The organism is Paenibacillus sp. O199 (assembly GCF_001636635.1).
GTDB lineage: Bacteria > Bacillota > Bacilli > Paenibacillales > Paenibacillaceae > Paenibacillus > Paenibacillus marchantiae.
Genome location: NZ_LGRP01000051.1, coordinates 1 through 26,699 on the forward strand (window position 1 = coordinate 1; position 26,699 = coordinate 26,699).

Genomic DNA, 26,699 nt, shown 5'->3' on the forward strand with positions numbered 1-26,699 from the left:
CCCGAGCCAACAGCGGCCCACAGCCCGATCCGCCCACCGAAGCGTCCGCCCCGCAAACAGCCTTTTTATTCAGCGAGTTAACGAAGTAACGAGCATCCCAAAAAGTTGCCCAGCGAACATAGTGAAGGCAATAAGCCTTTAAAAAGCAATGGCGAGCGTTGCAGCGAAGGAGGGCGGAATCGGAGCAGAGGGAGCGAAGCGTCCGCCTTTGGAGCGGGATTTCCCCTGCTGAGGGGGAATAAAAAAGAAATCCCGAGCCAACAGCGGCCCACAGCCCGATCCGTCCACCGAAGCGCCTGCCCCGCAAGCAGCCTTTTTATTAAGCGAGTTAACGAAGTAACGAGCAAGGTTGCTCTTAAGTTGCCCAGCGAACATAGCGAAGGCAAAAAGCCTTTAAAAAGCCATGGCGAGCGTTGCAGCGGAGGAGGGCGGAATCGGAGCAGAGGGAGCGAAGCGTCCGCCTTTGGAGCGGGATTTCCCCTGCTGAGGGGGAATAAAAAAGAAATCCCGAGCCAACAGCGGCCCACAGCCCGATCCGTCCACCGAAGCGCCCGCACCGCGAGCCTTACGCGCGTTTAACTAATTATTGCATTAGCAAAGGAGGAATTATTAATGGCACAGGATCAGACGAACACTTCAGCACATAAAATATCTTCCACAGCGACAGGTCACACCTACTGGGTGATCCCCGATGGTTACATTCCACCAGACAGCTCGGGCTCACTGGAGAGTCACGAGAGCATCTGTGTATTAAATACAGGCACAGTGGATGCACAGCTGCAAATAACGATCTATTTTGAAGATAGGGAACCGCTCGAAGACATCGTGGCTGAGGTGCCTGCGCGGAGAACAAAGCATATTCGGACAGCGTCGTTGAGATCGGGTGAACAACTCATCCCTCCTGGAATACCCTATGCAATTACCGTCTCCAGCGATGTTCCTGTTATCATACAGTACAGTCGTCTGGATACCACTCAGCCTGAATTGGCACTCATGAGTGTTATGGCGTTTCCACTGGAATAAGACGAAATGACAAGAGACGACCCGTAACCTTGCATGGACTGCAGGCTGCTGATCGTCTTTTTGCGTTACTCATCATATTTATACGTACTGGCATTGAGGATTTTCACATGAACCTCGACCTTACCGAGTTTAAACCCCTCAAGTGGGTTGGCCCGTTTATATACCGCCTGTCTCCATAGGGGGAGATCATGACGATATAGATGTTCCACAAAACCGTAGGAATCAATCTTGCGTGATTTGGTTTTCTCAAACGTATTGCGAATTTCGGACTCAATCTGTTTCTCCGCTTCCTTTTCCATAACATGGGGAGAGCGATGAGAGTTATGATCCTCGATGATGGCGCTTTTAACCGAAGTAACCAGGTCGAATGTAACGCCATTTCCTTCTTTCCTCGCCTTAATCGTGGTCTTTGGGTGATTAAGCCTAAGCGTCAGCTCCGGCGTTTTGCTCCCGTTGCTGTATACATACAACGGATATTGAAAGACGCGGTCATAATTCACGTATCGTGTTCCATCAGCGTCTTTACCCGTTAACCTGCCTTGACTTTTACCATTTGAAATGACGTAAAACCCATCCATCCTAATAAGCGGGGGGGCTTTTTCTCCGTTAAACCAGGTCTCATTCTGATTGGTAATGGAAGGCAAAAGAATAACTGAAGCAGGCTCCCGAAATCCGTCAAGGAGCTGATGAAGCCGGATGGGTTCATAACCGGAATGTTGCTTATACAGCTTCATCGGTTCAAACAGCTCTATGGTCTGGGCGGATTGGTTCAGCAGTGCAGAGGGAGCGAGTACATCTGTAATGTTACGCTCTGTACCGTAGAGCCATGGGGTATATCTCAGTTGGCCTGAATGCAACAGTGTATTAAAGACATCTTCCAGCCGTCCATTCAACACATTTTTGGATAAGACAATCGCTTTTACATGGGTCCATAACGTTTGTTGCTGAGAAGTTTGATATAGATCATCAATAGCCATACTCAGCGTAGAACCCTCACCCCGTCCGATCCAGATATCACTTGCTTGCCTTGAAGTGGGCCCTTCCTGCTTGGCAATACTGGAGAAATCAATGAGTTGGGCGTAAGCAACATATTGGTTGTCTACATAATCTATTCCTACAGCCGTGATAAAGTTAATACTCTGAACCTCTTTGGAATCCCAGCACCCGGTCAGCAGGATAAAGCAGCTTATTAACAAGCTAACTTTAGCCATCCATCTTGTCACGAGCCTTTCCTCCGGCGAGTGGAATCCTGTGTATGGAGTACAGCTGGGCGCTTGGTCCGTTTCATAGAAGGGGGCATGGATACGGCTTGGGTGAAGTCGCCGGGTATATAAGGTGAGACGGGTGACAGGTATGAGACGCCATAACACTCCAAGGATACGAGGTGCACCAGCAGACCCAGTAGTCCAATCATGAAACCGAATAACCCAAGAATGGAAGAAATGACTAGCATCCCAATCCGGACTTGAGCAGTAGCTCCACTAAGCACGGTATTCACCAAAATATAGCTGGAGATTACCGAAATAGCCACCGTGACAATGATCGTGGGGGAAGTAATTCCTGCTCGAATAGCTGCATCTCCGATAATAAGCCCACCTACGACGCTGACGGTTTGTCCCAAGGCTCGTGGGAGTCGGCGGCCGGCTTCATTAAATAGCTCAAACATAAATATCATTAAAAATGCTTCCAGCGTTACTGGCATAGGTAGACCCATCCGTGTACCCGAAATGGTTGCAAGCAGAGGCAAGGGGATCTGCTCCACGTTAAAACTAGTCAGGCCGATATAGAAGGCAGGAAAGAAGCAGGCAATCAGTAATCCGGAAATGCGCAAAATTCGCTCAAAAGTAACAATGAAAAAAGGGGTACTCTCGTCTTCCGGCGATTTTAACTGATTAAACAGAGTGGTTGGAGCGATAATGGCTACTGGTGAACCTTCAATGAGAACCGCAAATCGCCCATTTAAAAGGGAGTCCACGACATAATCGGGTCGCTCAGTATTATCCGTGAGTGGGAAGATGCTGCGAATTCCCCCCATAATGGCACGTTCCATAATAGAGGTACCAAGAATGCCATCGATTTCAATTTGGTCGAGATTTTGGCGTGCTTCTTTCAGAATATCCGGGTTAATGATGTCTTTGACGTATAACAGACCAATAGCGGTCTGGGTACGACCACCTTTAACATATTTCTCATAACACATGGAAGAGGTTTTCATTCGTTTGCGAATGAGGCCAATATTCACGGATAACTCCTCAGTGAACCCATCCCGAGGTCCTTTAATCGATGACTCGATCGCCGACTCCTCAGGGGTTCTTCCTGGTATACTCGCGATATCTAGACTGCAGGATTGATCACCATTTCCGAAAATGAGCAGTAATTGTCCGCTGAAAATCAGCAGATTTAAATTCTCTGTATCTGTGAGATCATCCACCGGATTCAATGTTAACCCCAATTCTTTGGGATGTGCTTCTTCTTCATGTAGAGAATGCTGTTCTAGCCGTGGGATAATAAACTGATTGATTTGTTTACCATCGACCAAACCGTCGCAATAGAGCATAATCACCGACATATCGGTTTCATCTTTGGCAGGGAAGCTTTGAATAACAACATCTGCGCAGGGACTGAACTGCTCTTCGAAAGAGGCAAGCAGCGTTTCATGGGACGTGGTGTCAATCGTTTGGTGCTCCATGATGTTTCCTCCTCTGATGGCGTGAACTGATGTATGCAACTGCTGTTGCAACCACCGCTAGTCCGCTCAGATACACGAGATTGAACGGGAATATGTATTGGACAAGCAGTTTTTCGAATGTCATATCATCCAGAGGATACAGCATGGTAAGAATAAAAAAGACGCCAAGAGTGGCACAACATATGATCCTTCTGGAGGCGCTCTTAATATTCCAAATTTCTACTACAATATACATGGCCAGACTAATCCGGGTAAAAGAACCGGCGAGCCACTGATAAATGGAAAAGAAATCAGTCTGGGCAATATATTTGCCCAAGGACGCAATTCGCCATTCTTCAAAGGCGGGATATCGCATTTTGGCAGCTTCAAAAGGGTCAAATTCCACGATCGCCCCAATGAGTGGACCGAGTGTCAGCCCAAGGATAATGATCGCGAGCATCAGGTACTGCCATACACGTATCCGTTTGGAAAGGTGGGGCTGCAGATACCAGATGAACAGCAACTCAAACATGCCTGCAAGACTGTAGACTGTGCCATGAAGCACAGGATGCCAGCCATGTTCAAGCACAGGCAGCAGACGACTGTAATCCTTGTACTGTGTATTGACGATAGCTACATAGAAGCCAAGTAGCACAACCAGGGGCAGGATCAAACCTGCTGTAAATGCCAGAGAGCGTATTCCTTTATAGGCCGCATAGGCACAGAGAGACATCAGAGCAATGCTTGTAACCAATATGGGCGTCTCCGTCAGGTAATTAGTTTTGGCCCAAGTGGTGGTATCATGCAGAGTGAAGTAGATCACGGACAGAAAAAAGAGGCTGTTTCCCACCCGAAACAGCATGCCAAGAGGCTTGCCAAGATGGGAAGTCAGCCATTCATGCAAGGTTTGGTGCTGGAGAAAACGAGAGACATAGGCAAGCATTAGAGTGAATAAAAGATAAGGCCCTGCAGACAACAGAACGGATATCCATGCATCTCTTTTTGCCGAAGACAAAAGGGCAGGGATGATCAGGACGTGACTGATCAGGCCGACAGATAACATCATTAACATCATGGCTTGCAAAAAGGAAGGCTGTGTTGGTTTCATGCTGAGGGGACCTCTTTTCCCAATATACTGTTCTCAGCAGTGTTAACGTGATCAAGCCTTCTCATACCGTCAGTCGAAATAACGTATCCCCATCGCTTCACGAACCTCAAGCATCGTCTCACGTGCAGCCTGACGGGCCTGGCGTGTGCCTTCCACGAGGATTTCTTTCACTTCATGTCCACGTTGTTCATAGTAATTTCGCCGTTCACGGAAAGGGGAGAGCAGTTCGTTAATTGCAGTGCCTGCAATCATCTTGCAATCCTTACAACCAATGGTGCCGTCACTACAGCTCGCATGAATCTCAGCGGCCTGATCCTTTCGAAACAGCTGGTGATAGGCAAATACCGGACAAATATCCGGATGTCCCGGGTCAGAACGATGAATGCGGGCAGGATCGGTTTTTGCCCTGGCCAGCTTGGCATACACATCATCAGGATGAGCATTCAACGAGATGGCATTGCCCATGCTTTTGCTCATTTTGCCGACGCCATCCAGTCCGCCCAGCCGTTCTCCGGTCAGAATACGTGGTTCAGGCAGAACGGGCGAATATAATTCATTGAACCGCCGGACCAGTTTCCGCGCTGTTTCGATATGTGGGATCTGGTCTTCCCCCGCTGGAACAAGGGTTGCTTTGCAGAACGCAATATCCGCAGCCTGACTGACGGGATAACCGAGAAATCCGTAATAGAGATCCTTATAGCCACGGTCACGCGCTTCGTTTTTAATCGTGGGATTATGCCGAAGACTGTTCACCGTGATAAACATGGAGAATATGACAGTCAGCTCGGAAATTTCCGGGATCATCGACTGGATGAACAGAGTGGCTTTATTGGGATCGATACCTACGGCAAGATAATCGAGTGTCACTTGATGCACGCTGTCTGCAATCAGCCCCGGTTGATCATAGTGGGTCGTAAGCGCCTGTACATCAGCCAGTAAAATATACGTTTTGTACTCATCCTGCAATTGCACCCGACTGCGCAGGCTGCCCACGTAATGGCCGAGATGAAGCTGTCCGGTTGTCCGGTCTCCGGTTAAAATAATGTCTTTGTTCTTGTTCATGGTTCATTCTCCTTTGATGTTGTGATTTTTCGATCCTTAATTGCTGACGCCACCAGCCGTCTTCCACGACCATCACCTCCTTTCAGCCTGCAACAGTTTTGGGTACATACATAAATTAAAAAAGCCTCGTCCTTCATCCTGTTTCCCAGACGGGAACAGAATAGAAGGACGAGGCTTATGCTTCGCGGTGCCACCTTAATTGGCCGCTGGTTGCGGCCCACTTGAGGGATACGGATAAATATATGCAGGAAGCCCACATAATCCTTATCGATATCCTGTCCATGGATAACGGCTGAACATGCCGCCTTGCCTACTGACGATCCGCGCTCCTGAGTACAGGTGGCAGAAAGGGTTCAACTCGGAACTCCGAAGCCCATTTCCACATGACCGATACACCTGCTCACACCATCCGCCGGCTCTCTGAGGTATCCTGTCCTGTGTACTTCTCTTCATCATTGTTGATAACATCCGTTTATAATTTTTCACATTGTATCATGCTTTATCTGGATTGACCAGCTTGCGTTTTCTTCCGCTCATATTGGTGCCAAGTACACCTGCGATGATCAGCAAGGCTCCAACAAAGTGGTATCCATGGACAGGTTCATGCAATATCCAGGCTCCGCCAGCAATCGAAATGAGTGTGGACAAATTACTGAATACACTCATTTTGGAAGCTTCCAGATGAGTCAGGGCATAACTCGCCAGCAGCGTGGAGAACATGGTGGAGAGGACAGCCAGATAGGCCAGTGCTCCTAGGTAAGATGCATCTAAGAGTGGCTTCACATAATCCATCATGGTTCCGCTCGACGCATGACGAATCAGAGAAGCTGCGTTGAAGACGATAAATCCAACCATCAGGGTCACCCAGGTCAATTCCATCGGTTTATATTTCTGCGCCAAGGGTCTTGCCAATACACCATAACCTGCAAAACACACCGTGGAGAGCAGCAGTAAAGCAATACCTTTAAAGTTGCCTGCCGACATCCCGCTCCCTTTCATCAAGAAAATAAAGATTACACCTGCCACGGACAACAGCAGGAACAGTTTTTGCACAAGGGATGTACGTTCTTTTAGAAAGATAGAGGCCAACACAAGTGTGAATACGGGGGCCATCGCCTGGATAATCCCTGCTTCCGATGAGTTGGACGATACTAACCCGAATGCCTGAAAGGCAAAGAACAAAACAGGAGAGAGCAGCCCTAGCGGAATGATACGCCATAGATCACGAAGGGTTAGCTTGATCTTGATCCATCCGAAAATGACAGGGATGCTGACTACGAGTAATGACAAAGCAAAACGATGTGCAAGTACATCAATTGGATGTGCCACACTCACCGTCATTTTGACAAATAAAAAGGATAAACCAATAATGGCTGCATATAAAACAGCTGCTACATATGCGTATGTTCTAGTCTGGCTATTGTTCATAGGTTTTCCTCCAATAATACGGTTTTTCTTTACTACTACAACCGCGCATATGTTGCTGCGTACGCTGTCTGACCTTATTCAATATACTGCCAGACCAATAGTGGTACAATAGACAAAAACGTTTATTGTACCGGTACACTTAAGGTAATGCTGAAGTCGGAGGAGTTGCAGAATCCAATGAGAAAATACGAAATCATCGCCGAATCACTTAAGCAATGGATTCAGGACCAATTGCGGCAGCAGAATAGTGGACAATGGCAGGACAAAGGAATCAAACTGCCGGCTGTGCGTGTTCTGGCTGAGCAGTATCAATGTAGTGTGAGTACAGCCATACGAGCGTATGAGTGGCTGGAAGAGCGGCATCTGGTCTACGCGGTGCCTCAGTCCGGATATTATGCGGTACAGAATGGAGCCGAAGTGGAGGATGGAGAGTGGCAGGGACCGCTGGATTTTGCCTCTGCAGCTCCTGATCCGCGTGTATTCCCTTATTCCGATTTTCGCCATTGTGTGGATCAGGCAATGGAGAAGAAACAGGCGGATTTGTTTTTGTATGGAACCGAGAGAGGCTTGCCTTCCTTGATTGAATTGTTGCAGAAGCAATTCGCCGATTATCAGGTGTTTGCCCGGAAGGAGCAGTTCTTTATTACTTCAGGGGTGCAGCAAGCTCTAGCTGTGCTGGCGTTAATGCCTTTTCCAAATGGGAAAAAGCAGGTAATGCTGGAACTGCCGGGTTATCATAATATGCCTTCGCTTCTACAAGGACTGAATGTCCCTATTGCAGGTGTCAGGCGCTCTCTGGAGGGCCTGGATTGGGACGCGCTCGAACGACAGTTCCGCGAAGGAGACATCAAATTTTTTTATGTTATGCCACGGTTTCACAATCCGATTGGGACTTCCCTGACGGCAGCTGAGAAGAAAAAATTAATCCGCCTGGCGCAGCGTTATGATGTCTATCTGGTAGAGGATGATTTCTTGGCTGATTTGGAAGAGAACACGAAGCAGGACCCATTATGGTCCTATGATACAGAAGGGCGAGTCATTTATTTGAAAAGTTACTCCAAAATCCTGTTTCCCGGCCTGCGGATTGGCGTGGCTATTCTGCCTGTAAGTCTTACTGCATCGTTTAGTAAATACAAAAAAATGCTCGATATTGACACTGCGGTACTATCCCAGGCAGCACTTGAAGTCTACATCCGTAACGGGATGTTTGCCCACCATGGCAAAGTCATCCGCAGTCGTTATGCTGCCCGGATGAACAAGCTGTATCAACAGCTTAATGCCTTCCCTGACTTCAGTCCATTTGCGAATGCGCCGCGTACAGGAGGGGAGCATACGGTTCTACCACTGCCTAAGGATATGCCGCTCAAGGTCTTGCTGTCCCGGTTGGATCAACGGGGAGTCATCGCCGATACAACAGAGCGATATTATCCGGAAGGTGCACAGGAGATACATCAGGATAAAATGCTGCGGTTAAACATATCCAATGTACCTAAGCAACGGATCAAGGAAGGGCTGAGGATTATCCGTGAGGAGATAGCGAAACTACAAAAGGCGTCCACACAAGCGGAATAATCGCTTGTGGGACGCCTTTATTTCATGTGATTAATTTAATTTCAGTGACATGCTATGCTGCGACATGTGAATTGTTAGATAACGGTTTACGCCTGAGCCATAGCTTTGAAGGAAGATTCTGCGGCTTCCAATGTTTCTTGAATATCCTTGTCCGTATGTGCAGTGGTCAGGAACCAGGCTTCATATTTGGAAGGAGCCAGATTAATGCCACGATTCAGCATATGACGGAAGAAGGAAGCGAACAGTTCCCCATCGGTATCCTGGGCTTGATCATAGTTCGTAATCGGATGGTCACAGAAGTGGGTGGAAAAGGCACCACGAATTCGGTTAATGGTTAACGCAATGCCATGACGATCCGCAGAAGCCTGAAGGCCTGTTGTCAGATCAATCGCAAGACGTTCCATCTCCGTATATACACCTTCGCCTTGCAGAACTTCCAGACAAGCGATACCCGCAGAGATAGACGCAGGGTTACCAGCCATCGTTCCGGCTTGATAGGCCGGGCCGAGTGGAGCAACCTGCTCCATAACCTGTTTACGACCGCCGTAAGCACCGATGGGCAGACCGCCGCCGATGATTTTGCCAAGTGCAGTCAGATCCGGTTCAATTTCCGCATGATTGTCCAGTCCCGCGTACGTCTGTGTGGAGCCATAGTGGAAACGGAAGGCTGTAATGACCTCATCATAAATTACGAGTGAGCCATTGTCCCGTGTCATGGCACAGAGTCCTTCCAGAAAGCCAGGTTCCGGCATAACCATACCGAAGTTGCCAACAATCGGTTCAACCATGACTGCGGCGACATCATCGCCCCAACGCTCCAGAGCTGCTTTCAGGCTGTCCAGATCGTTGAAAGGTACCGTGATGACTTCGTGCGCAATGCTCGTTGGAATACCTGCACTATCCGGAATACCCAGCGTGGAAGGCCCCGAACCTGCTGCCACAAGGACTAGATCGGAGTGACCGTGATAACATCCGGCGAATTTCACGATTTTATTACGTTTGGTGTAGGCGCGGGCAACCCGGATGGTGGTCATGACCGCTTCTGTACCGGAGTTTACAAAACGAACTTTGTCCATTGAAGGAATAGCTTCTTTCAGCATTTTGGCGAGCTTGATTTCAAGTTCTGTTGGCGTGCCGTACAGCACTCCATTGGCTGCTGCCTCGGTAATCGCTTGGGTAATATGAGGGTGAGCATGTCCTGTAACAATTGGGCCGTACGCTGCGAGATAATCGATATAACGGTTGTCGTCGACATCCCAGAAGTGCGCACCTTGCGCCTTTTTCATAAAGACAGGTGCACCGCCACCCACCGCTTTGAATGAGCGGGAGGGACTGTTCACACCTCCTACAATATGTTGAAGTGCTTCTTCGTATAAAAGCTCGGAACGGGAACGTGATGGATTCATAAGATAACTTCCTTTCGTATTAGATAAACCAAACACAGCGAGAGGGCAGCATATGGGCTGCCCTCTGCGTGTTGCACTTCATTACTGTGCGGGTTGCTTGGAGTTTTGTTCGTCACCACTTGCCGTTTTGTCTTCGGCTCCAGTAGTACTGCCTTCCTCTTGAGCAGGAGGATGAATGATATCTTGAATATATTGCTTAAGTTTTTCTTCACTGGTTACCGTCAGCACCTCAGCTCCGCCCGGTGTACGCTCTTCCTTGAGCATTTTCATTGGCGGGATTTGCTCGCTGCCGTTCATGCTGCTCTGATATCCGAGTCCGCCCAGCTTCCACATGTCGGAGAGGGTCAGATTCGTATCGACAAAAGGATTTACTTCTTCCAGAATGGAAGGCAGTTTGGCAATCGTTGTCGTTGACTGCATTTTCGCTGCTACAGCTTTCAGGAATTCGCGCTGCCGCTCGGAGCGGGCATAATCCGACATGGCGTCATGACGGAAGCGAACGTACATGAGAGCCGTATCGCCATCCAAATGCTGGTAGCCTTTTTTCAGATCAATATCGTATTCATTATTGTCCGCTTTACTTGTATAGTGCATGTCCTTCTCTACGTCAAAATCCACACCGCCAACGGCATCCACCAATTTGATGAATCCTTGGAAATCGGTATACACATAATACTGGACAGGGATACCCAGCAGGTCTCCAGCAGCTTTCATTGCTACGTTGGGACCATGGGTAATAGCAGTATTGATTCGTTCCTTGCCATATCCGTCAATGTTGACGTATGTGTCACGCAGAATGGAGAATAGATTAATTTTTTTGGTGAGTGGGTCAAGCGAAACGACCATCATGCTGTCAGAACGAGGAACTTCCCCCTTCTCCAGCCCGCGGGCATCAACACCCATAACGAGAATATTAACCGTTTCGGTGCCTTCCCATTTCGGAGGATCCGGTGTACTTACTTTTTCAACATTTTCGATACCGGCAAACGGCGAATCATCGCCTTCCTTTTGCAAGCCATTCAACTGATTGAGAATAGAACCGAAATAAAATGCCGCAGCGCCTCCAACAATAAGCACGAAGGCGGCAAGAGAAATCCAAATGGTTCTCTTCGTCTTTCTGGTCATGCTAGCTCTCCTTTGTATTCAAAATAAATGAAGATGAGTCCAAATTGATTTAGCCCGGGCTTTCCGTACACGACATATCTGTGAGATACAACAGAGGACGCGGCCTCAGACTATTTTTTAAAGCTTGCTGAATTTTGACTGATACTATTATAATTTCTTTTTGGGCTACAAGCAATTTCAACAAAATCCAAGTGAGGTATAATCATGCTGGCGATTGATGTCAAAGATTTACGCAAGTCGTTTAGCGTCCAGAAAAGTCGAGGAGGGCTTAAGGGCGCATTTCAGGATCTGTTTGCACGTCAATACCAGGAGGTCTTGGCTGTAAATGATATTTCATTTCAAATTCCGCAAGGCGAAATATGCGGATATATTGGAGAGAACGGTGCCGGTAAATCAACAACGATTAAGATGTTGACCGGCATTTTGGTGCCTACTTCAGGGCAAATATCGGTTGGTGGATATGTTCCGTATCAGGAACGTGAGAAGTTTGTGCAGAATATTGGTGTCGTATTTGGTCAACGCAGCCAACTCTGGTGGGATATCGGTGTTATTGAGTCCTTCCATTTGCTGCGAAAGGTGTATCGAGTAGGTGAGGTCGATTTCCGCAAACGTCTGGATGAACTTGTTGAGCGGTTACAGCTTCAGGATTTGCTGAACCGTCCTGTTCGTAAGCTCAGTCTTGGACAGCGTATGCGCTGTGAGCTGGTCGCTGCGCTGCTGCACAATCCAGATATTGTTTTCCTGGATGAGCCTACCATTGGTCTGGATATTGTTGTGAAATCGGAAATCCGTGAATTTCTGAAAGACATGAATAAGGAACACGGAACAACCATTTTGCTGACAACCCACGATCTGCAGGACATCGAAGCTTTATGCTCTAGAGTTATTATGCTCGATGCGGGCAATATCATCTATGATGGCGGGTTGGATCATCTGAAATCTCAGTGGGGCAAGGAACGGGAGATCCGGTTCAAGTTTGGCACTGCTCATCCCATGGAACAAATGCTGGAGTGGACTGCTGCGCTCCCTGTTCGCTGGACGGTGGAGAATGAACTGTCCGCATCGGTCTGGATTCCACTTGAACTCAACGTGTCGGATGTGCTGGGACGCGTCGTTGGACAGGCAGATATTACCGATATTCAGATTATTGAGATTAACACGGATGAGATTGTGCGCAGTATTTACCAATCCGGTTCCGCCGAGCGTCCCGAGATTGTGGGCGCAAAGAACGAAGCGGTGGGTGTGTCCTAAGATGAATAGTGCATTCTTTGATTTTATGCGCATCCGGTTCCTGACGATGCTTGCATACCGGGTGAATTATTATTCCGGCATTTTGATATATACGCTGAATATCGGCGTGTATTACTTTACATGGCAAGCCATTTACGGCAGTAGTGGTGAACTGGGCGGTTTTACGGCAGCTCAGATGACGACATATGTGGCTGTATCGTGGATGGCGCGTGCGTTTTATTTTAACAACCTGGACCGGGAAATAGCCGCAGACATTCGGGATGGCTCCATTGCCATTCAATTCATAAGACCGATCAACTATGTCATGGTCAAAATGATGCAGGGTCTGGGCGAAGGTATTTTCCGTTTCCTGCTGCTTATGATTCCTGGAATGCTCATTGCGATTCTGTTGTTCCCGGTTGAACTGCCCACGGCGCCGTCCGCGTGGATTGGCTTTCTGGTCATGCTGTTCTTCAGTTTCCTCATTAACTCCCAGATTAATGTTATTACGGGACTTGCCGCATTTTTTGTGGAAAACAATGAAGGCATGATGCGTATGAAACGCGTCGTGGTTGATCTGTTCTCAGGTCTGATCATTCCAATCAGCCTCTATCCGGGCTGGATGTCCGCAGTGATGAAAGTATTGCCTTTTCAGGCCATTACGTATCTACCCGGTTCGGTTTTCACAGGAAGAGTGGAGGGCACAGGCATCTGGAGCGTACTCGGCATTCAGGTGTTCTGGTTTGTCATACTGCTCATTCCGATGATGCTGATCTGGCGTCAGGCGCGCAAGCGTCTGTTCGTGCAAGGAGGATAACAGAGTGTACTATATGGGTCTGATCTGGGAATATTTAAAAAATTACATTAAAACACGTCTCACGTACCGCGCCGATTTTTGGGTGGAAATCCTTTCGGATTTGCTGTTCCAGGCAACCAATCTGATCTTTATCTTTGTGGTTTTCCGACATACGGATAATTTGGGCGGCTGGAGTGAGAGTGAAGTCCTTTTTGTTTATGGATATTTTATGGTGCCTTACGGCATCTTCAGTTGCTTTATCAATCTGTGGGGGTTCAGTGAACGGTATATTGTCAAAGGCGAGATGGATCGCATATTAACACGACCTGCGCATAACCTGTTCCAGATTTTACTCGAAAATGTGGACCCGCCTGCACTCGTTGGTTCGTTTATCGGTCTGATCATTATGGTCATCAGCGGTGCGGAGATGGGGCTTGTGCTGGAGTGGTGGCATATTCCGGCCCTCATTATTCTTACTATTAGTTCAGTGCTAATCTATGCAGGTATCTATATCACCTTGACGTCGTTATCATTTTATTCGGACGCGCCTACAGGTATCCTGCCATTAATGTACAACATTCAGGGATATGGACGTTATCCGGTAACCATCTATAACCGCGCGATTCAGGTCCTGTTAACGTGGGTCATTCCATTTGCCTTCGTGGGCATTTATCCGGCAGCCCTGTTCCTGGAACGATCCGAAATGCATCGTATGGCGATGTTGACACCTGTGATGGGATTGGTGTTTGGCTCCATCGGTCTTCTGCTATGGAATTATGGCGTGAAGAAGTATCGCGGAGCAGGATCATAACAGATATCCATTGAAAGTATAGACGAGATATAGGAGGAAATGAGATGACATTAACCGAAGGCAAGCTGGCACCAGACTTTGAACTTCCGTCCAGTACGGGAGAGACGGTAAAACTCTCCGATTATCGCGGACAGCGGGTGCTGATATATTTTTACCCGAAGGATATGACTTCTTCCTGCACACAGCAGGCATGTGATTTCCGTGATCGTCATGAGGAGTTCAAGGGATTAAATACAGTTATTCTGGGGATTAGTATTGATCCGATGAAGCAGCACGACAAATTCATTGCCAAATACGGCTTACCATTCATCCTGTTATCCGACGAAGAACATCAGGTTGCCGAACAATACGGCGTATGGCAGCTCAAAAAGATGTATGGCAAGGAATACATGGGGATGGTACGCTCCACGTTTCTTATTGATGAAGAGGGTATACTGCTGAAGTCGTGGTCTAAAGTGCGAGTCAAAGGGCATATTGAAGCAGCACTTGAGGCTTTGCAGCAACTTTAGGAAGGTAAACTCGTCTGTTCTCTATACAACAAAAAAATGTTCACTTCATAATAAAGGCTGTATTCGCGGGTTATACCGTTAATACAGCCTTTTTATGTGGGCAATCGTTCTGGAGGAGACTGATTTTTTCTGTTCTTGCCAAAGCGAATGCGATGAACAAGTAAAAGCAACAGAGGAATAATAAAACTGCAAGTAATGTCCCAATCCACCCATGCAGGCATGATGGTTTCGATATAAAAAATGACATTGGGGGAGATCAGGATGGCCAATGCAAACATGAGCAAGGATGAAGGGAGAATGAGTGGTTTGTATGTTTTCAACTGAAACAGCTGAGCTAGTCCGATAACAAAAGCGAACATGTACAGCAGGCTTTTGAAATAGGTCGCAATTAACCAGGCAGTAGCCATGAAGGCTTCAATTCGCTCAAAGAAGTTACCGATATTAATTTTTTGAGACAGGGTGTACGAAATGAAAATATTATGCTGGGTTAGGAAAGGACCCACAACCATAAGGGAAAACAATAGCAATACACACAGGAGCAGACCTCCGCAGAAAGTGGCAAGCAACAAGTCTCGTTTAAGGTGCGGCCCTCGCATTACATAAGGAAGAATCATAGTAAGCACGAGCAGCTCCCCGAAGGCGGTAAAGGATCCGCGAATAACGGTTTCAATCAAATGAACCCGGCTGATGTTAAAGATAGGCTGCAGATGTGAGACATCTATTTTGGGCAGCAAACCCACGAACAGGAGAACCATAAAAACAAAAACAATAGGAGTCAATAGTTCACTGGTTGCTCCCATGGTTTGCAATCCTTTCATTAGGCCCCAGATCAGGGAACACATGAGCATAATCAAAATGACACGGATGGGGGTCTGGAGGTAGATTTGAGTCGTCATGAAGTCTCCAACTTCCCGGATACAGATGGCAGCGCCTATAGCGAAATAGAACAGGTAACCAGCAGACAAGACCGATCCGATCCATGAACCAAGCAATTTCTTGCAAATTTCGATTAAAGATAGTTCAGGGTAGGTTTGTTGTAGTTTGTACAAAATCCAAATGATAAATAGACCGATGGGCTGACTGAGGAAAGAGCATATCCATGCGTCCTGTTTACCCAAGGTTGTGACCAACGAAGGATAGATCAGAATCATATCCCCAACCATGACAAGAAAGGTAAGCAAGGTGAATTGCCGAATGGTAATTTTATCTTTAATTATCATGGTCTCCAGCCTCCTTCCTGACATATTAGAACTCCAGCATTGCCTTATCCCGAAGGCTTGTTTTTCCAACCCTTTTTGAACATATGTACCAACAGTAACAGCCCTGGCAATATAATGCTCAATGTGGTATCCCAATCTACCCAATATGGAACGACCGTAATGACGATGAAGGTCAAATTGGGCGAGACCAGATTGGCAAGGCCAAATATAAGCAATGTTGCAGGTAGGATGAGTATCCGATACTGCTTGAGCCTAAATAGTTCGGCGCATCCGAGGATAAATGCGTACATATACACCATCGCTTTAACATACGTGGAGATGAGCCAGGAAGAAGCCATAATGGCTTCAATACGCTCAAAAAAGCCACCAATGCTAATTTTCTGAGATAAAATAAAGGAAGCATAGATGTTGTGCTGTGTAAGGAAAGCACCTAGAACAAGCAGAGAGATGGTAACCAATATAGCCAGCAACAAGTTGCCAAGTCCTGCCGCCATAAGGACATCCCGAGTTCGGTGAGCCTGTTTTAGCGTGTAGGGAATAATCATCATAATGGGGACCAGTTCACCTACGGGATATATGATACTTATGAGAATACCCTGCAGGATGGGAACAACGCCAGTATCTGTAGCAGGCTTTAAATTGCTGGGATCAATCTGAGGTAGTAGACAGAATGCAAGCACGAGAATAAACACGATAAGGATAGGCATCAGCAATTCACTGCTTCTCCCCATCGTCTCCAGACCATGATATAACCCCCAGCCAACTGTAATAACAAACATCAGAATGATGACTCGAATCGGGGTGTACTGAAAGATTTGGGAAGTTAGGAAATCTCCGACCTCTCGGGTGTGCGTAGAGGCACCTATTACAAAAAAGAATAGGTAAAATGCGGATACAAGACTGCCTGGCCAAAATCCCAGAATGCTCCGTGAAATCTGTATCAGATTTTCCTCCGGATACAGACTGCACAGCTTTAAAAACATGAGCGTGAGGGCCATTCCCAACGGAACCCCGACAAGAGCGCATATCCAGGCATCTTGTTTGGCATAGGATGTGATGACCGAGGGATAGATGAGCATCATATCCCCGACCACCATCATAAAAATGAGGATGGACAATTGTCTTGTTCCGATGCGACCCTGTTCAAGCATAATGTCCCCTCCTTTTTTCCTTAAGTTCCAGTCAAGTGTGCCAGAAATTGATTTACAGGTTCATAGATCCATATGATGAGATAAAGTGGGCTTGGGATTTCCCACAGGTTGGCCGCAAAGACACTGAGAATGGTAGCCAAGAGCAGTAAGACACTGTAAACAGCTAATTCTTTCCATTCCTTGCTACGTATGAGCCCCGGCAGATCGAACCACCCAATGACCCCTGCGGTCACAATGACACTAAGTGTAATTAACACCTGTCTCACTCCCTAATTTGATCTTTGAACGAATCATCCAGTGTACCTACACGTTTGATTTGAACATTGACATCGTAATGAACATCTAGATTTTCCAAATAACTATCCCAATCTTTCTCCACCTTTTTGAAGAACTTGGGATCAGCATGGTAGACCTCTTGCCCGAATCCGAAAATATCAACGTGAAACTTGCGCTGTACCGATTTGATGGATTTTTGCATCAGTTCTACAAGCCGTTCCTCACTGTCCTGTTCCAATTCCTTGAGTACTTTCATTGAACCGATTTTGATTCCACATTCAACGGCACCTATGGAAGATACATTTTTGATTTTAATATTGATTAAAGGGTGATCTGCTACGACTTTTGCTTTCCGTTTGGTCGTTGTACGAAGTGTTTTGAAGGTCACATATCCTTCTTTTCGGCAGGGAAGATGGCTGATGGTGGATACCACATTGTTTCGAATGTAGTTATATCCCTTGGATTCATCCTCGGTTAGCCACCCAATCAGCTTGTCTCCCTTGAATACAGACAGTCCTGTTGAGTTGAGGCTAGCAGGAGCCTTAATGGTCGCAATGTTAGCTTGACTTCCACTTTTCTCAGGTTGACCAACAACCTCCACTCCGGTAATTACAGGCTGTATTCCAGGAGCCAAAATGTATTCCATTAACCGATCCCCAGTTACGGTTGTTGTGGGTGACCAAGTCTTGGTGGATACATCCAATGAATTGAACATCTTCTCCGCAGGTAAATTTTCAAGTGGTGTCAGCACATCTAGCACCTTGGAAGCTGTTGTATTTCGTGCAACCATGACGTAATAGTCAGGACGAACCGTAGGCTCGCGCATTAATGCTTCTGTGATATCATAAATGCCCACTTTGCGAGCATACTCTTCGCCAATGACCATCACGCGGATATGTGCCATGAATATACGACGTGGGCTAGATTCCGTTAACTTTTGAATGGCTTCAAACAAGGTAGGCGCAGAAGCCTGATACTGAGTCACAGGCGTTCCTTTACCTCCTCCTGACTTGGAGGATACTTCATTGGGAACAACCACTTGAGCACTAACCTTAATCATATCGCCATCCTTGTCTACACCAAGACCCAGCATTATGCCAAGCTCATTGAGTTCCTGTCGATCCCAGCATCCGGTAAGGAGAGGGAGCAGAACGGCAAAAGATAGAATCAATTGTAGGCATTTGTTCATACACGTTCTCCTTACCGATTATCGCTTCGTTTTTTTGTTAGCTTGTCTGGTTTCGTTCGCAGTTCCGGTAGAGAGCGGACGGGTTTTCATCCGGGTCCAAGGCACGCGGAATATGGTATCTTTGAGATCCTTCCCGATGTAAGGTGCGAACGGGGACATATAAGACACACCAAAAGATCTTAAACTGCATAGATGGGTTACTGTAATCAGTAGAACCATCAGAATTCCGTAGAAACCAAAGGCAGCAGCCAGAATCATCAGGACAAATCGCAGAATCCGCACAGAAATGGAGAGTCCATTTTCCGGAATAACATAACTGGATATCGCTGTAATGGATACGATAATAACCATGGCAGCCGATACAACGCCAGCATCTACTGCGGCCTGACCAATAACAAGGGTACCTACGATGGAAACGGCTTGACCGACGGTCTTTGGAATACGGATGCCGGCTTCCCGCAGAATTTCATAGGTCAGCTCCATCAATATGGCTTCGATGAATGCCGGAAATGGAACACCTTCTCGCTGAGCTGCCAGACTAATAAGCAGGTTGGTGGGCAGCATCTCCTGATGAAAGGTAGTAATGGCAATATAGAAGGATGGAGCGAGCAGCGCAATAAAGAACGCTAGATAACGAATCATTCGAATCAATGAGCTAATATCGGCCCGTTGGTAATAATCTTCGGGGGACTGAAAGAAATGAACAAACAGAGCGGGAACAAGCAGTACGAAAGGAGTACCGTCTACAATGATCGCGACCCGACCTTCAAGCAGTGCGGCGCATACGGTGTCTGGTCGCTCACTGTTATAGACCGTAGGGAAGATCGTACCTGTTTTGTCCTGCACGAGCTCCTCGATATATCCACTTTCCAGAATAGCGTCAATATCAATTTCATCAAGCCTTCGCCGCAGTTCTTTTATAACCTCTTGATCGACGATATGCTCCAGATATACCACGGCTACCCTGGTGTTGGTGACTCGGCCAAGCTCCCTTTCTTCAATCCAGAGATGGGGGTCACGAATTCTTTTGCGGATCAAGCCTGTATTCGTTCGCAAATTTTCATTAAAGCCCTCCATGGGACCGCGAACAACCGTTTGGGAGATGGGTTCGCCGACGGCACGGTCTTCCCAGCCCGCTGCTGCGATTTTCAGGCCTTGATTCGATCCTTCAAGCAGCACAACGGCAAAGCCTGCCAAGAGAGCATCAAGGACGTCTTTCATCTCCTCGATTAATATTACGTTGCTGGCCACCAAGACATCATTCTGGAGATAGATCAGATGCTCATTTTCCGCTGAGAAGTCAGGCAGCTCACGGGTTTGTAACAAGGATTCCAGGATGGAATGATTCACAATCTGCACGTCTACCATCCCATCGATGTACAACATGACAGAAGGCCATTTGTGCAAACACTGCAGAGGACGAATCATCAAGTCTTTGCTATTCCCCATCACCTTCTTACAATAATCCGTATTTTCCGTAAGATTCGGAGATATTCTCTGATCCTGGCTGCTCTGCGCTGTTGTACTCATTCCTTCACCCCTTATACACCCTATATTTGCAAATTAGTATGACCTGGATGAATCAGGATTATCACAAAAGTGTTATTGAATATCCCACAAAATAAAAAAAGAACATGAAAAAAAGGAGCTGCGATATGCAGCTCCTTATTAATAACAGAAAGGTTAACCCGGTGGTCCCACATCTAATAGGCAGAAAAACCTCTGCGCTAAATGTGTCTGAATTCAACCATTGATATCATCGATAGATATGTGAATACTATCGTTTATTTTTGTCTTTGCCGAATAGCGGCAGGCTTGCGCAACGATCGGGCAGCCAACGCTTTTCGATAACGGTACAGAACGGCTGCAATCAGCAACAGTCCGATCCCCGCCACGATGTAAGGTGCATATTGATGAGCAAGCTGGAACACCGCGTTCCATTGGGGGCCGAATATTTTACCGATGCCCAGGAACAGCATGACCCACAACAGTGCGCCTGAATAGGCATAGAGAGCGAATTTACGAAAGGGAACAGCGGCTATACCCGCAAAATATCCGGTGAAATGTCTCACTCCCGGAATGAAATAACCGATGAAGATCAGGGCATTGCCGTACTTGGCAAACCACTTTTGCGTTTTATCCAGCTTGTCCTGTTTCATTAGAAACCATTTTCCATATCGTGTAATGAACGGCAGACCTGCTTTGGCCCCAATAAAATAAGTGATCGTCATGCCAATCGTCGTTCCCAGAAAAGCAAGGATGGCAAGTATTCCGAAGTCCAGATGACCCTTGTAGGACAGAAACCCTGCATAAGCCATAGTCGTTTCTCCCGGGAAGGGAAGGGCGATGAATTCCAGCAATAAGCCAAAAAACAAAACGCTGTATCCGTAGGATCCAAACAGATGCTGGACCTTCTCAAGCAATTCCAATAGACTTCACTCTCCTGCAGACAGGGTGGGAGGAGATACGTACTCTCCAAGGAGTTTTGTTCACGATCCTACCTGTCCATTATGCTACCTAATCCGAAGCGAAGAATCAATCACGAGCCATCCCAAATTGTGAAAAATTATAAAACAAAATCGCGTCTTTTTTCAGCGCGTCCTCCATATAATTCTAACAAATCTGCTGAAGTCTATCAGCAAATTCACTAGAGACGTTGGAGGTTGATTCGAACATGGTAACACCAATACATACAATTTTATCTGGAAAATGGTCTGTGCTTATAATTCGCATTGTGGTACTGCTGTGTGTATTCGCTGCATCTGCAGGCACAACTTACGCTTCTTCTGTATCGGGGTCTGATGCATCCGCCTCCAAAGAAGATAATCCTCAAGAAAAGGTAGTCTATTTGAGTTTTGACGATGGACCGGGTAACCATACCCGTGAAGTATTGGATATTTTGCGCAAGGAGCAGGTTTTGGCTACATTTTTTGTGCTTGGTGAGCAAGCAGAACGTTATCCTGAGATGATCCGTGCGGTTGTGGAAGATGGACATGCTTTGGGCAATCATACGTTTAATCATAATTATGAACAGCTGTACAGTGATTTCAAAGTGTTCTGGAAGCAGATCAAACAGACTGAGGCGATAGTAGAGCGAATTACAGGATTTCGGCCGAATCTGGTCCGGGCACCGGGCGGTACCTATGGACATTTCGACAAGAGTTATTTTGATTTGCTGAAATTGGGCGGATACACCGTTATGGACTGGAACGTAGACAGTGGTGATTCCAAACGAAAGGGTGTTCCGGCCAAAGAGATCTTACGCAATGCGACCAAGGTGCCTGCCGGGGCACGTTCGGTCATTGTATTGATGCATGATGGAGGCGCTCATGCTGAGACGGTAAAAGCACTACCTGGCATTATCAAGTATTACCAGGATCAAGGTTTTCGTTTTGACACGATGAAGGCCACGGATCAGCCTGTTCAATTCCGCATCGATTCCAATGGTAAATACAAGTCTCGCAAAGCTCCGGGTAAGGAATGGGTCGCAGAAAATGTACAGGAGAACAGCAACCTGTGGTTGGCTGGCAAAGAATTGAAGGTGGAAATTGGCTTGGCAGCAGCCACGTTGAAGCAAGGAGAATTTCGCGTGGAAGATCAGCGGATCATGGTGCCTTTGCGGACCTTTATGAAAAAGTTCGGTGGCAGCGCTCGCTGGAATGCAGAGACCCGGACAGCTACAGCCATATGGAAAGACCGAACCATCCATGCAGACAGTATCAGCGGAGACCTGACAACGAAACGTGCAGACCAGATGAATGACAGAACGACAGAGGGAGTCGTGCAGAGCCAGGGAGGAACGATCTGGGTTCCGCTGCGGGAATTGATGGAGCATATGGGAGTAACCGTTGATTCACTAAAGGCGAATGAAAAGGAATGGATGGTTAAAGCCAGCGTTCCTCTGGCAGCAGCTAACAGTATGTATTTGGATAAATTGATCTGAATAAAGTCGTTCGTACAGGACTATTCTCTCTACTTCCGGGCAACACTGAATCATAGATTAGTATGGTTCAGGAATGCCGATGGATGGAAGGAGATTAGAAGAAATGTCTTATATCCGAATGGAACATGAACATGCCGTAGAATTGCTGAATAGAGTTATGAAGCGAGTTGAAAGTGTGATCATTGGTAAAAAACAAGAGATTCGTTATGTGTTAACTGCAATGCTTAGTGGAGGTCATGTACTTCTGGAAGATGTACCGGGTACAGGTAAAACGATGCTGGTTCGCGCCGTCGCTTCTGCGCTGGATTGCTCCATGGGACGAATTCAGTTCACGTCGGACGTGATGCCGGCAGATGTGACGGGCACGTCGATGTATCATCCGCATACGGGAGAATTCAAGTTTCGACCAGGACCCGTCATGTCCAATATTGTTCTGGCTGATGAAATCAATCGAGCTTCCCCTCGTACTCAGTCGGCACTTCTGGAAGCGATGGAGGAACGACGCATTACGGTGGATGGCAAAACCTATGCTTTGCCGCGCCCATTCTTTTTGCTGGCGACGCAGAATCCGTTGCAGTTTGAGGGCACCTATCGTCTGCCTGAAGCGCAGTTGGATCGTTTTCTCATGAAGATTGGACTGGGGTACCCTGATCCGGAGCAGGAAGTCGAACTGTTAACCCGGATGCAAAGCAGAGAACTGCTTGATGAGCTTCGCCCTGTCATGCTTGCTGAAGAAGTCGTAGCTATGCAGCGTGAAGTAAAACATGTACATGTGGACCCTGTTGTCAAACAGTATCTGGTTGCTGTTGCCGTTGCCTCAAGAAGTCATCCATCGGTAAGACTGGGAATCAGCCCTCGTGGAACATTGGCCTGGATGGCTGCTGCACAATCGTTTGCTTACCTCCAAGGACGCAGTTATGTCATTCCCGATGATGTGAAAGAGATGGCTGTACCGGTCCTTTCCCATCGCGTTCAATTAAAAGCCCAGAACAGAGCCGAAATCTGGGCACAGGCGCAATTGATTCAGGAAGCTCTGTCATCGGTTCCTGTACCTGTACAGATGGCGGCACAGGGAAGGGGACGGCGTCAATGACTGCGCTGGGTCAACGAATGTTGGGTGCTGTCCTGGCCGTGGCTTTTGCCTCTTTATATGTATGGCATGGCGGCAAAGCCGCGCTATTTCTGTCCATTATAGCGGCCTTGATGCTCGCAAGCGCACTGATTATCCATTTTTTCGGTCCGCGCAATATTAACATTCGGCGGCAAATGCATGCGAATCGGGTTGTGGCAGGTGAAAGAACGCGGGTGGCAGTGGAACTGAAATTCGACTGCCCGATTCCACTGTTATGGATCATTCTGTGTGAGAAGACACCTGCCGGTGTACATCGTAAATTACTATTTCCGGGAACCCGTCGCCAGTTTACGTATCAATATGAATTATCGGGTTTGCGCAGAGGTGTGTACAGATGGGAATCAGGCAGATTGTACTGGGGTGATGTTTTCGGATGGAATACGGTCTCCGCAGAGACTGTGAATCATACCTCGCTAATTGTTGTTCCCCAAGCTACGGAATGGGGTGAGAGTAATCCTGGAGAATACTCGGCCGTGGGGGAAGATGCCCTGTCTGAGCGAAGAAGCAGTCAGGGGAATCGCAGTCCTGAGTTCCGGGAATATCAGCAAGGAGACCCACTGGGGCGTGTTCATTGGAAAAGCACAGCCAAAACGGGTCGACTTCAGACTTTTTTGCCTGAAACCTCCGATTCTGTCTCGCTGGGTATACTGGTGTATGAAGGTGCATCGGGTTATGAAATGCGGCAGTCAGAGAAGAGGGATATGCCTGCTTTTGAACGTGCGGTCCGTGCAGCTGCTCGTTGGGTTCATACCGCTGAACGGGACAACATTCCTTATCAAGTGTGGACGGAAGGCGGTGGGTCAGGATCTGCTCTTCAGGAGAAATGGAAACAAGAACTCCTGCACTCTCCTGAAAACCATGCGTTAGACAAGCTGGCGCAGGCACGAATTGCCACGGCTCAAGTTGTACCTCCTTCGCTTCGCACAGAGATGTTGGATAGAATGGCCATCGGGTCACGAATTGTGGTTCTCACGGGTAAAATGGACGAAGCTCTTGTGGAGTGGGTAATGTGTGCAATTGGGTTGGGATACAGGGTAGAGGTTCAGTTAACGGAGTTCATGGCTGGAGAAGATCCATCACCTATATCGCGAGCGGAATCCCTCAACAGCAATATGGCTCAGAATCGAGGAACTCAAGGCGATGCGACTTCTGATACCACTGTAGTTTCAGAAACAGCACAGTCCATTGCAACAGATCGAACCATTCGTAACATGGGCAATGAAAGTCTGGAACAGCTTCGTCAAAGTGGAGTACAGATCCATTGGATCACAGACAGCTCTTTACCTTCAATGAGAAAGGCGGAGGTAACGGATGTGGGAGCATAATGGAAACCCTCAAGTGAACTCCACTGTGGCTGACAGGGGGCATACCGCCAGTTTGGGATTAGAGTCTGTGCATTCCATATATAAAGGGGAAACCAGGACATCTGGAGTAGATTTGAAGAGTCATGGCCAAAATTCGGAGCCTCTCCTTTACAGAATCGGTCTTTCTGCCATTTTGCTTATATTGTCCCTGGAGTGGATTTATCCGGTTACGTCAACGGGTCAGCAGGGCAGTGAACGATTCTTGTCCGTGATGGCAGGATTAACAGGAACCTTGCTGCTCGCGGGGTTGCTTCGTACGGGGTGGATCACGGGAATACTGATTAGACTCTTCATTGCTCTAGCCGCATTATGTTGCATGTATGGAGGTAATGACCTTGCTGGATGGGCAGTTACCTATCCCACCACTCTTGCTGCCGATATGGGTAGTTTCATGAGTACGTGGCGTTTTCACTCGATTAGTGTGGAGACAAGAGGTCTGCTCATGATGTGCGGTTGGAGCATGCTGATGGCTTCCGTGCAGTCCCTTGTACTGCTGCGACGAAGTGTGATGCTTTTTGGCAGTGCAACATTGGTCTATTTGCTGCTGCTTGAATCCTTTGCCGGACTGGATGTATATGCTTCGGTGATACGTTCTGTGCTGTGGATTCTACTCATCCAGGCCATGTTACAGTTGCTTCGCCTTAATGGCGGGGTCACCACACCGATCTTTAAGCAGAGTCCTTATGGCCGTTGGTGCACGGTAACGCTTGCGGTGTCTGCAGGTATGGTATTTTTCTCAGCGATTCCTGGTCAACTTGCTTCCATTCCTCCACCGGAACGTATATCCCTTGAGCAGATGGGTGAACGGCTGGCCCGCTGGGCAGGCTATACACAGCACGGAAGTATTCCTGCCACAACCGCCGTCACAGGATATAGTACAGCGGATGCACCAATGGGCGCACCTTTGGTGCAGGGAGACACGATCTTTTTTACGGCGAAAAGTCCGGAAGCTACGTATTGGCGGGGCGAGACCCGTTCATATTATAACGGAAGCACCTGGGGTGATCCTGTGCAGAGCTTTGAGACGGCAAGTCCATCTGGATTGGTGCGTACCGATGGTTGGGAGTATCCAGCCTATTGGCAACGTATTCGTCAAACGGTAACGATGAAGCGAGAATGGAGAGGACCCAATCCCCTCTTTACAGGTGGAATGCCACTCAATCTTTCGTTCCAGGATAAGAACAGGGATAATCAGAAGAATAAACGTTTATTACTATCAAATGAAGATTCCGCCACGTTATGGCTGGCGGCTACCTATGACAATCAATCTGTCAAAAGTTATACGGCAGACATCATGATTCCCGTGGCAACACCTGAACAACTACGCCTTCTGGGAAAGAAGTCCAATATGAAAGATCCGGCGGCAATTCGCAGAACGTATTTGCAGCTACCAACTACGCTTCCCGGACGTGTGCAGGCTCTTGCGAAGGAAATCATTCAGGGAAGTGAGAGTCGTTATGATGCCGTGCAAGCCGTAAAGTCGTATCTTGCGGACCACGCCGAATATACACTGGATACCCGTATGCCACCACGCGGAACCGATTTTGTGGACGATTTCCTATTCGTTACGCGACAGGGATATTGCAATCATTTCTCGACAGCTATGATTGTGCTGCTGCGTGCAGAGGGTATTCCAGCACGTTGGGTTAAGGGATTCGGGCCCGGGGAGGCCGATGCGGACGTCTC

24 protein-coding genes and 1 other annotated feature are annotated in these 26,699 nt (G+C 47.5%); of the genes, 10 read left to right on the forward strand and 14 right to left on the reverse strand.

All coding sequences use genetic code 11. The features are described from left to right. Positions 1-138: 138 nt before the first annotated feature. Positions 139-375: a hypothetical protein gene (locus A6049_RS33060; RefSeq protein ID WP_145921971.1), complete on the reverse strand. Its 237-nt coding sequence runs from the start codon at positions 373-375 to the stop codon at positions 139-141. A 237-nt stretch (positions 376-612) separates the two neighbouring features. On the opposite strand from A6049_RS33060, the gene A6049_RS30425 reads away from it, so the two are divergent. Then, on the forward strand, positions 613-1,023 hold the full coding sequence (locus tag A6049_RS30425; protein ID WP_063568158.1) for a sensory rhodopsin transducer: 411 nt from the start codon (positions 613-615) through the stop codon (positions 1,021-1,023). Positions 1,024-1,088: 65 nt separating this feature from the next. On the opposite strand, the gene A6049_RS30430 is transcribed toward A6049_RS30425, so the two are convergent. The 5 genes from A6049_RS30430 to A6049_RS30450 form a co-directional block, all read right to left on the reverse strand. After that, positions 1,089-2,246: a Ger(x)C family spore germination protein gene (locus A6049_RS30430; protein WP_063568159.1), complete on the reverse strand. Its 1,158-nt coding sequence runs from the start codon at positions 2,244-2,246 to the stop codon at positions 1,089-1,091. Beyond that, entirely contained in the window at positions 2,243-3,712 is a 1,470-nt protein-coding gene (locus A6049_RS30435; RefSeq protein WP_063568160.1) for a spore germination protein, read from the reverse strand. The genes A6049_RS30430 and A6049_RS30435 overlap by 4 nt, the downstream gene beginning before the upstream one ends. After that, positions 3,693-4,799 (reverse strand): GerAB/ArcD/ProY family transporter, encoded by a 1,107-nt coding sequence (locus tag A6049_RS30440; protein WP_063568161.1) that lies wholly within the window; start codon positions 4,797-4,799, stop codon positions 3,693-3,695. Before A6049_RS30440 ends, A6049_RS30435 begins: the two co-directional genes overlap by 20 nt. Positions 4,800-4,868: 69 nt before the next feature. Then, positions 4,869-5,861: a tryptophan--tRNA ligase gene (gene trpS / locus A6049_RS30445; RefSeq protein WP_063568162.1), complete on the reverse strand. Its 993-nt coding sequence runs from the start codon at positions 5,859-5,861 to the stop codon at positions 4,869-4,871. A gap of 161 nt (positions 5,862-6,022) precedes the next feature. Continuing rightward, positions 6,023-6,326: a binding site (T-box leader), on the reverse strand. A 27-nt stretch (positions 6,327-6,353) separates the two neighbouring features. Next, positions 6,354-7,289 carry a DMT family transporter gene (locus A6049_RS30450; protein ID WP_063568163.1) on the reverse strand — a complete coding sequence of 312 codons (936 nt, stop codon included), beginning with the start codon at positions 7,287-7,289 and terminating at the stop codon, positions 6,354-6,356. Between the two features lie 177 nt (positions 7,290-7,466). Here A6049_RS30450 and A6049_RS30455 point away from each other — a divergent pair, with 177 nt between their 5' ends. Further along, on the forward strand, positions 7,467-8,861 hold the full coding sequence (locus A6049_RS30455) for an aminotransferase-like domain-containing protein (protein ID WP_063568164.1): 1,395 nt from the start codon (positions 7,467-7,469) through the stop codon (positions 8,859-8,861). Between the two features lie 86 nt (positions 8,862-8,947). Here A6049_RS30455 and A6049_RS30460 read toward each other — a convergent pair whose 3' ends face one another. Continuing rightward, complete coding sequence (locus tag A6049_RS30460) at positions 8,948-10,267, reverse strand: glutamate-1-semialdehyde 2,1-aminomutase (protein WP_063568165.1); 1,320 nt, start codon at positions 10,265-10,267, stop codon at positions 8,948-8,950. Between the two features lie 81 nt (positions 10,268-10,348). After that, complete coding sequence (locus A6049_RS30465) at positions 10,349-11,392, reverse strand: LCP family protein (RefSeq protein ID WP_063568166.1); 1,044 nt, start codon at positions 11,390-11,392, stop codon at positions 10,349-10,351. 204 nt (positions 11,393-11,596) lie between these two features. Between A6049_RS30465 and A6049_RS30470 the strand changes: the two genes are divergently transcribed. Genes A6049_RS30470 through bcp form a run of 4 tightly spaced genes read left to right on the forward strand, consistent with a single transcriptional unit; the run spans position 11,597 to position 14,738 of the window. Next, positions 11,597-12,643, forward strand: a complete 1,047-nt coding sequence (locus A6049_RS30470; protein ID WP_063568167.1) for an ABC transporter ATP-binding protein — start codon at positions 11,597-11,599, stop codon at positions 12,641-12,643. Between the two features lies 1 nt (position 12,644). After that, complete coding sequence (locus A6049_RS30475; protein WP_053779604.1) at positions 12,645-13,439, forward strand: ABC transporter permease; 795 nt, start codon at positions 12,645-12,647, stop codon at positions 13,437-13,439. 13 nt (positions 13,440-13,452) lie between these two features. Continuing rightward, entirely contained in the window at positions 13,453-14,229 is a 777-nt protein-coding gene (locus A6049_RS30480; RefSeq protein ID WP_205412062.1) for an ABC transporter permease, read from the forward strand. Positions 14,230-14,273: 44 nt separating this feature from the next. Next, on the forward strand, positions 14,274-14,738 hold the full coding sequence (gene bcp, locus A6049_RS30485; RefSeq protein WP_063568169.1) for a thioredoxin-dependent thiol peroxidase: 465 nt from the start codon (positions 14,274-14,276) through the stop codon (positions 14,736-14,738). Between the two features lie 92 nt (positions 14,739-14,830). Here bcp and A6049_RS30490 read toward each other — a convergent pair whose 3' ends face one another. From A6049_RS30490 to A6049_RS30515, 6 genes are all read right to left on the reverse strand, one after another. Beyond that, positions 14,831-15,958 carry a GerAB/ArcD/ProY family transporter gene (locus tag A6049_RS30490; protein WP_063568170.1) on the reverse strand — a complete coding sequence of 376 codons (1,128 nt, stop codon included), beginning with the start codon at positions 15,956-15,958 and terminating at the stop codon, positions 14,831-14,833. Positions 15,959-16,002: 44 nt separating this feature from the next. Then, positions 16,003-17,109, reverse strand: a complete 1,107-nt coding sequence (locus tag A6049_RS30495; RefSeq protein WP_063568171.1) for a GerAB/ArcD/ProY family transporter — start codon at positions 17,107-17,109, stop codon at positions 16,003-16,005. A 20-nt stretch (positions 17,110-17,129) separates the two neighbouring features. Continuing rightward, entirely contained in the window at positions 17,130-17,366 is a 237-nt protein-coding gene (locus A6049_RS30500; RefSeq protein WP_063568172.1) for a hypothetical protein, read from the reverse strand. A gap of 5 nt (positions 17,367-17,371) precedes the next feature. Beyond that, positions 17,372-18,574 (reverse strand): Ger(x)C family spore germination protein, encoded by a 1,203-nt coding sequence (locus tag A6049_RS30505; RefSeq protein WP_063568173.1) that lies wholly within the window; start codon positions 18,572-18,574, stop codon positions 17,372-17,374. Positions 18,575-18,592: 18 nt separating this feature from the next. Beyond that, positions 18,593-20,104 carry a spore germination protein gene (locus tag A6049_RS30510; protein ID WP_063568174.1) on the reverse strand — a complete coding sequence of 504 codons (1,512 nt, stop codon included), beginning with the start codon at positions 20,102-20,104 and terminating at the stop codon, positions 18,593-18,595. A gap of 254 nt (positions 20,105-20,358) precedes the next feature. Beyond that, positions 20,359-21,003, reverse strand: a complete 645-nt coding sequence (locus tag A6049_RS30515; protein WP_063568175.1) for a DedA family protein — start codon at positions 21,001-21,003, stop codon at positions 20,359-20,361. 245 nt (positions 21,004-21,248) lie between these two features. On the opposite strand from A6049_RS30515, the gene A6049_RS30520 reads away from it, so the two are divergent. The 4 genes from A6049_RS30520 to A6049_RS30535 form a co-directional block, all read left to right on the forward strand. Further along, positions 21,249-22,517: a polysaccharide deacetylase family protein gene (locus A6049_RS30520; protein WP_063568176.1), complete on the forward strand. Its 1,269-nt coding sequence runs from the start codon at positions 21,249-21,251 to the stop codon at positions 22,515-22,517. Positions 22,518-22,620: 103 nt separating this feature from the next. Beyond that, positions 22,621-23,610: an AAA family ATPase gene (locus A6049_RS30525; RefSeq protein ID WP_063568177.1), complete on the forward strand. Its 990-nt coding sequence runs from the start codon at positions 22,621-22,623 to the stop codon at positions 23,608-23,610. Further along, positions 23,607-24,974 (forward strand): DUF58 domain-containing protein, encoded by a 1,368-nt coding sequence (locus A6049_RS30530; RefSeq protein WP_063568178.1) that lies wholly within the window; start codon positions 23,607-23,609, stop codon positions 24,972-24,974. The genes A6049_RS30525 and A6049_RS30530 overlap by 4 nt, the downstream gene beginning before the upstream one ends. After that, the coding region (locus A6049_RS30535) for a transglutaminase TgpA family protein (protein WP_063568179.1) at positions 24,961-26,699 on the forward strand (1,739 nt) is incomplete at its 3' end. The genes A6049_RS30530 and A6049_RS30535, both read left to right, overlap by 14 nt.

What these genes read in the sequence shown, in the direction of transcription:
- A6049_RS33060 (WP_145921971.1), bottom strand. Translation starts at nt 375, where the DNA reads ATGTTCGCTGGGCAACTTAAGAGCAACCTTGCTCGTTACTTCGTTAAC.
- A6049_RS30425 (WP_063568158.1), top strand. Translation starts at nt 613, where the DNA reads ATGGCACAGGATCAGACGAACACTTCAGCACATAAAATATCTTCCACA.
- A6049_RS30435 (WP_063568160.1), bottom strand. Translation starts at nt 3,712, where the DNA reads ATGGAGCACCAAACGATTGACACCACGTCCCATGAAACGCTGCTTGCC.
- A6049_RS30440 (WP_063568161.1), bottom strand. Translation starts at nt 4,799, where the DNA reads ATGAAACCAACACAGCCTTCCTTTTTGCAAGCCATGATGTTAATGATG.
- trpS (WP_063568162.1), bottom strand. Translation starts at nt 5,861, where the DNA reads ATGAACAAGAACAAAGACATTATTTTAACCGGAGACCGGACAACCGGA.
- A6049_RS30450 (WP_063568163.1), bottom strand. Translation starts at nt 7,289, where the DNA reads ATGAACAATAGCCAGACTAGAACATACGCATATGTAGCAGCTGTTTTA.
- A6049_RS30455 (WP_063568164.1), top strand. Translation starts at nt 7,467, where the DNA reads ATGAGAAAATACGAAATCATCGCCGAATCACTTAAGCAATGGATTCAG.
- A6049_RS30460 (WP_063568165.1), bottom strand. Translation starts at nt 10,267, where the DNA reads ATGAATCCATCACGTTCCCGTTCCGAGCTTTTATACGAAGAAGCACTT.
- A6049_RS30465 (WP_063568166.1), bottom strand. Translation starts at nt 11,392, where the DNA reads ATGACCAGAAAGACGAAGAGAACCATTTGGATTTCTCTTGCCGCCTTC.
- A6049_RS30470 (WP_063568167.1), top strand. Translation starts at nt 11,597, where the DNA reads ATGCTGGCGATTGATGTCAAAGATTTACGCAAGTCGTTTAGCGTCCAG.
- A6049_RS30475 (WP_053779604.1), top strand. Translation starts at nt 12,645, where the DNA reads ATGAATAGTGCATTCTTTGATTTTATGCGCATCCGGTTCCTGACGATG.
- A6049_RS30480 (WP_205412062.1), top strand. Translation starts at nt 13,453, where the DNA reads ATGGGTCTGATCTGGGAATATTTAAAAAATTACATTAAAACACGTCTC.
- bcp (WP_063568169.1), top strand. Translation starts at nt 14,274, where the DNA reads ATGACATTAACCGAAGGCAAGCTGGCACCAGACTTTGAACTTCCGTCC.
- A6049_RS30490 (WP_063568170.1), bottom strand. Translation starts at nt 15,958, where the DNA reads ATGATAATTAAAGATAAAATTACCATTCGGCAATTCACCTTGCTTACC.
- A6049_RS30495 (WP_063568171.1), bottom strand. Translation starts at nt 17,109, where the DNA reads ATGCTTGAACAGGGTCGCATCGGAACAAGACAATTGTCCATCCTCATT.
- A6049_RS30505 (WP_063568173.1), bottom strand. Translation starts at nt 18,574, where the DNA reads ATGAACAAATGCCTACAATTGATTCTATCTTTTGCCGTTCTGCTCCCT.
- A6049_RS30510 (WP_063568174.1), bottom strand. Translation starts at nt 20,104, where the DNA reads ATGAGTACAACAGCGCAGAGCAGCCAGGATCAGAGAATATCTCCGAAT.
- A6049_RS30520 (WP_063568176.1), top strand. Translation starts at nt 21,249, where the DNA reads ATGGTAACACCAATACATACAATTTTATCTGGAAAATGGTCTGTGCTT.
- A6049_RS30525 (WP_063568177.1), top strand. Translation starts at nt 22,621, where the DNA reads ATGTCTTATATCCGAATGGAACATGAACATGCCGTAGAATTGCTGAAT.
- A6049_RS30530 (WP_063568178.1), top strand. Translation starts at nt 23,607, where the DNA reads ATGACTGCGCTGGGTCAACGAATGTTGGGTGCTGTCCTGGCCGTGGCT.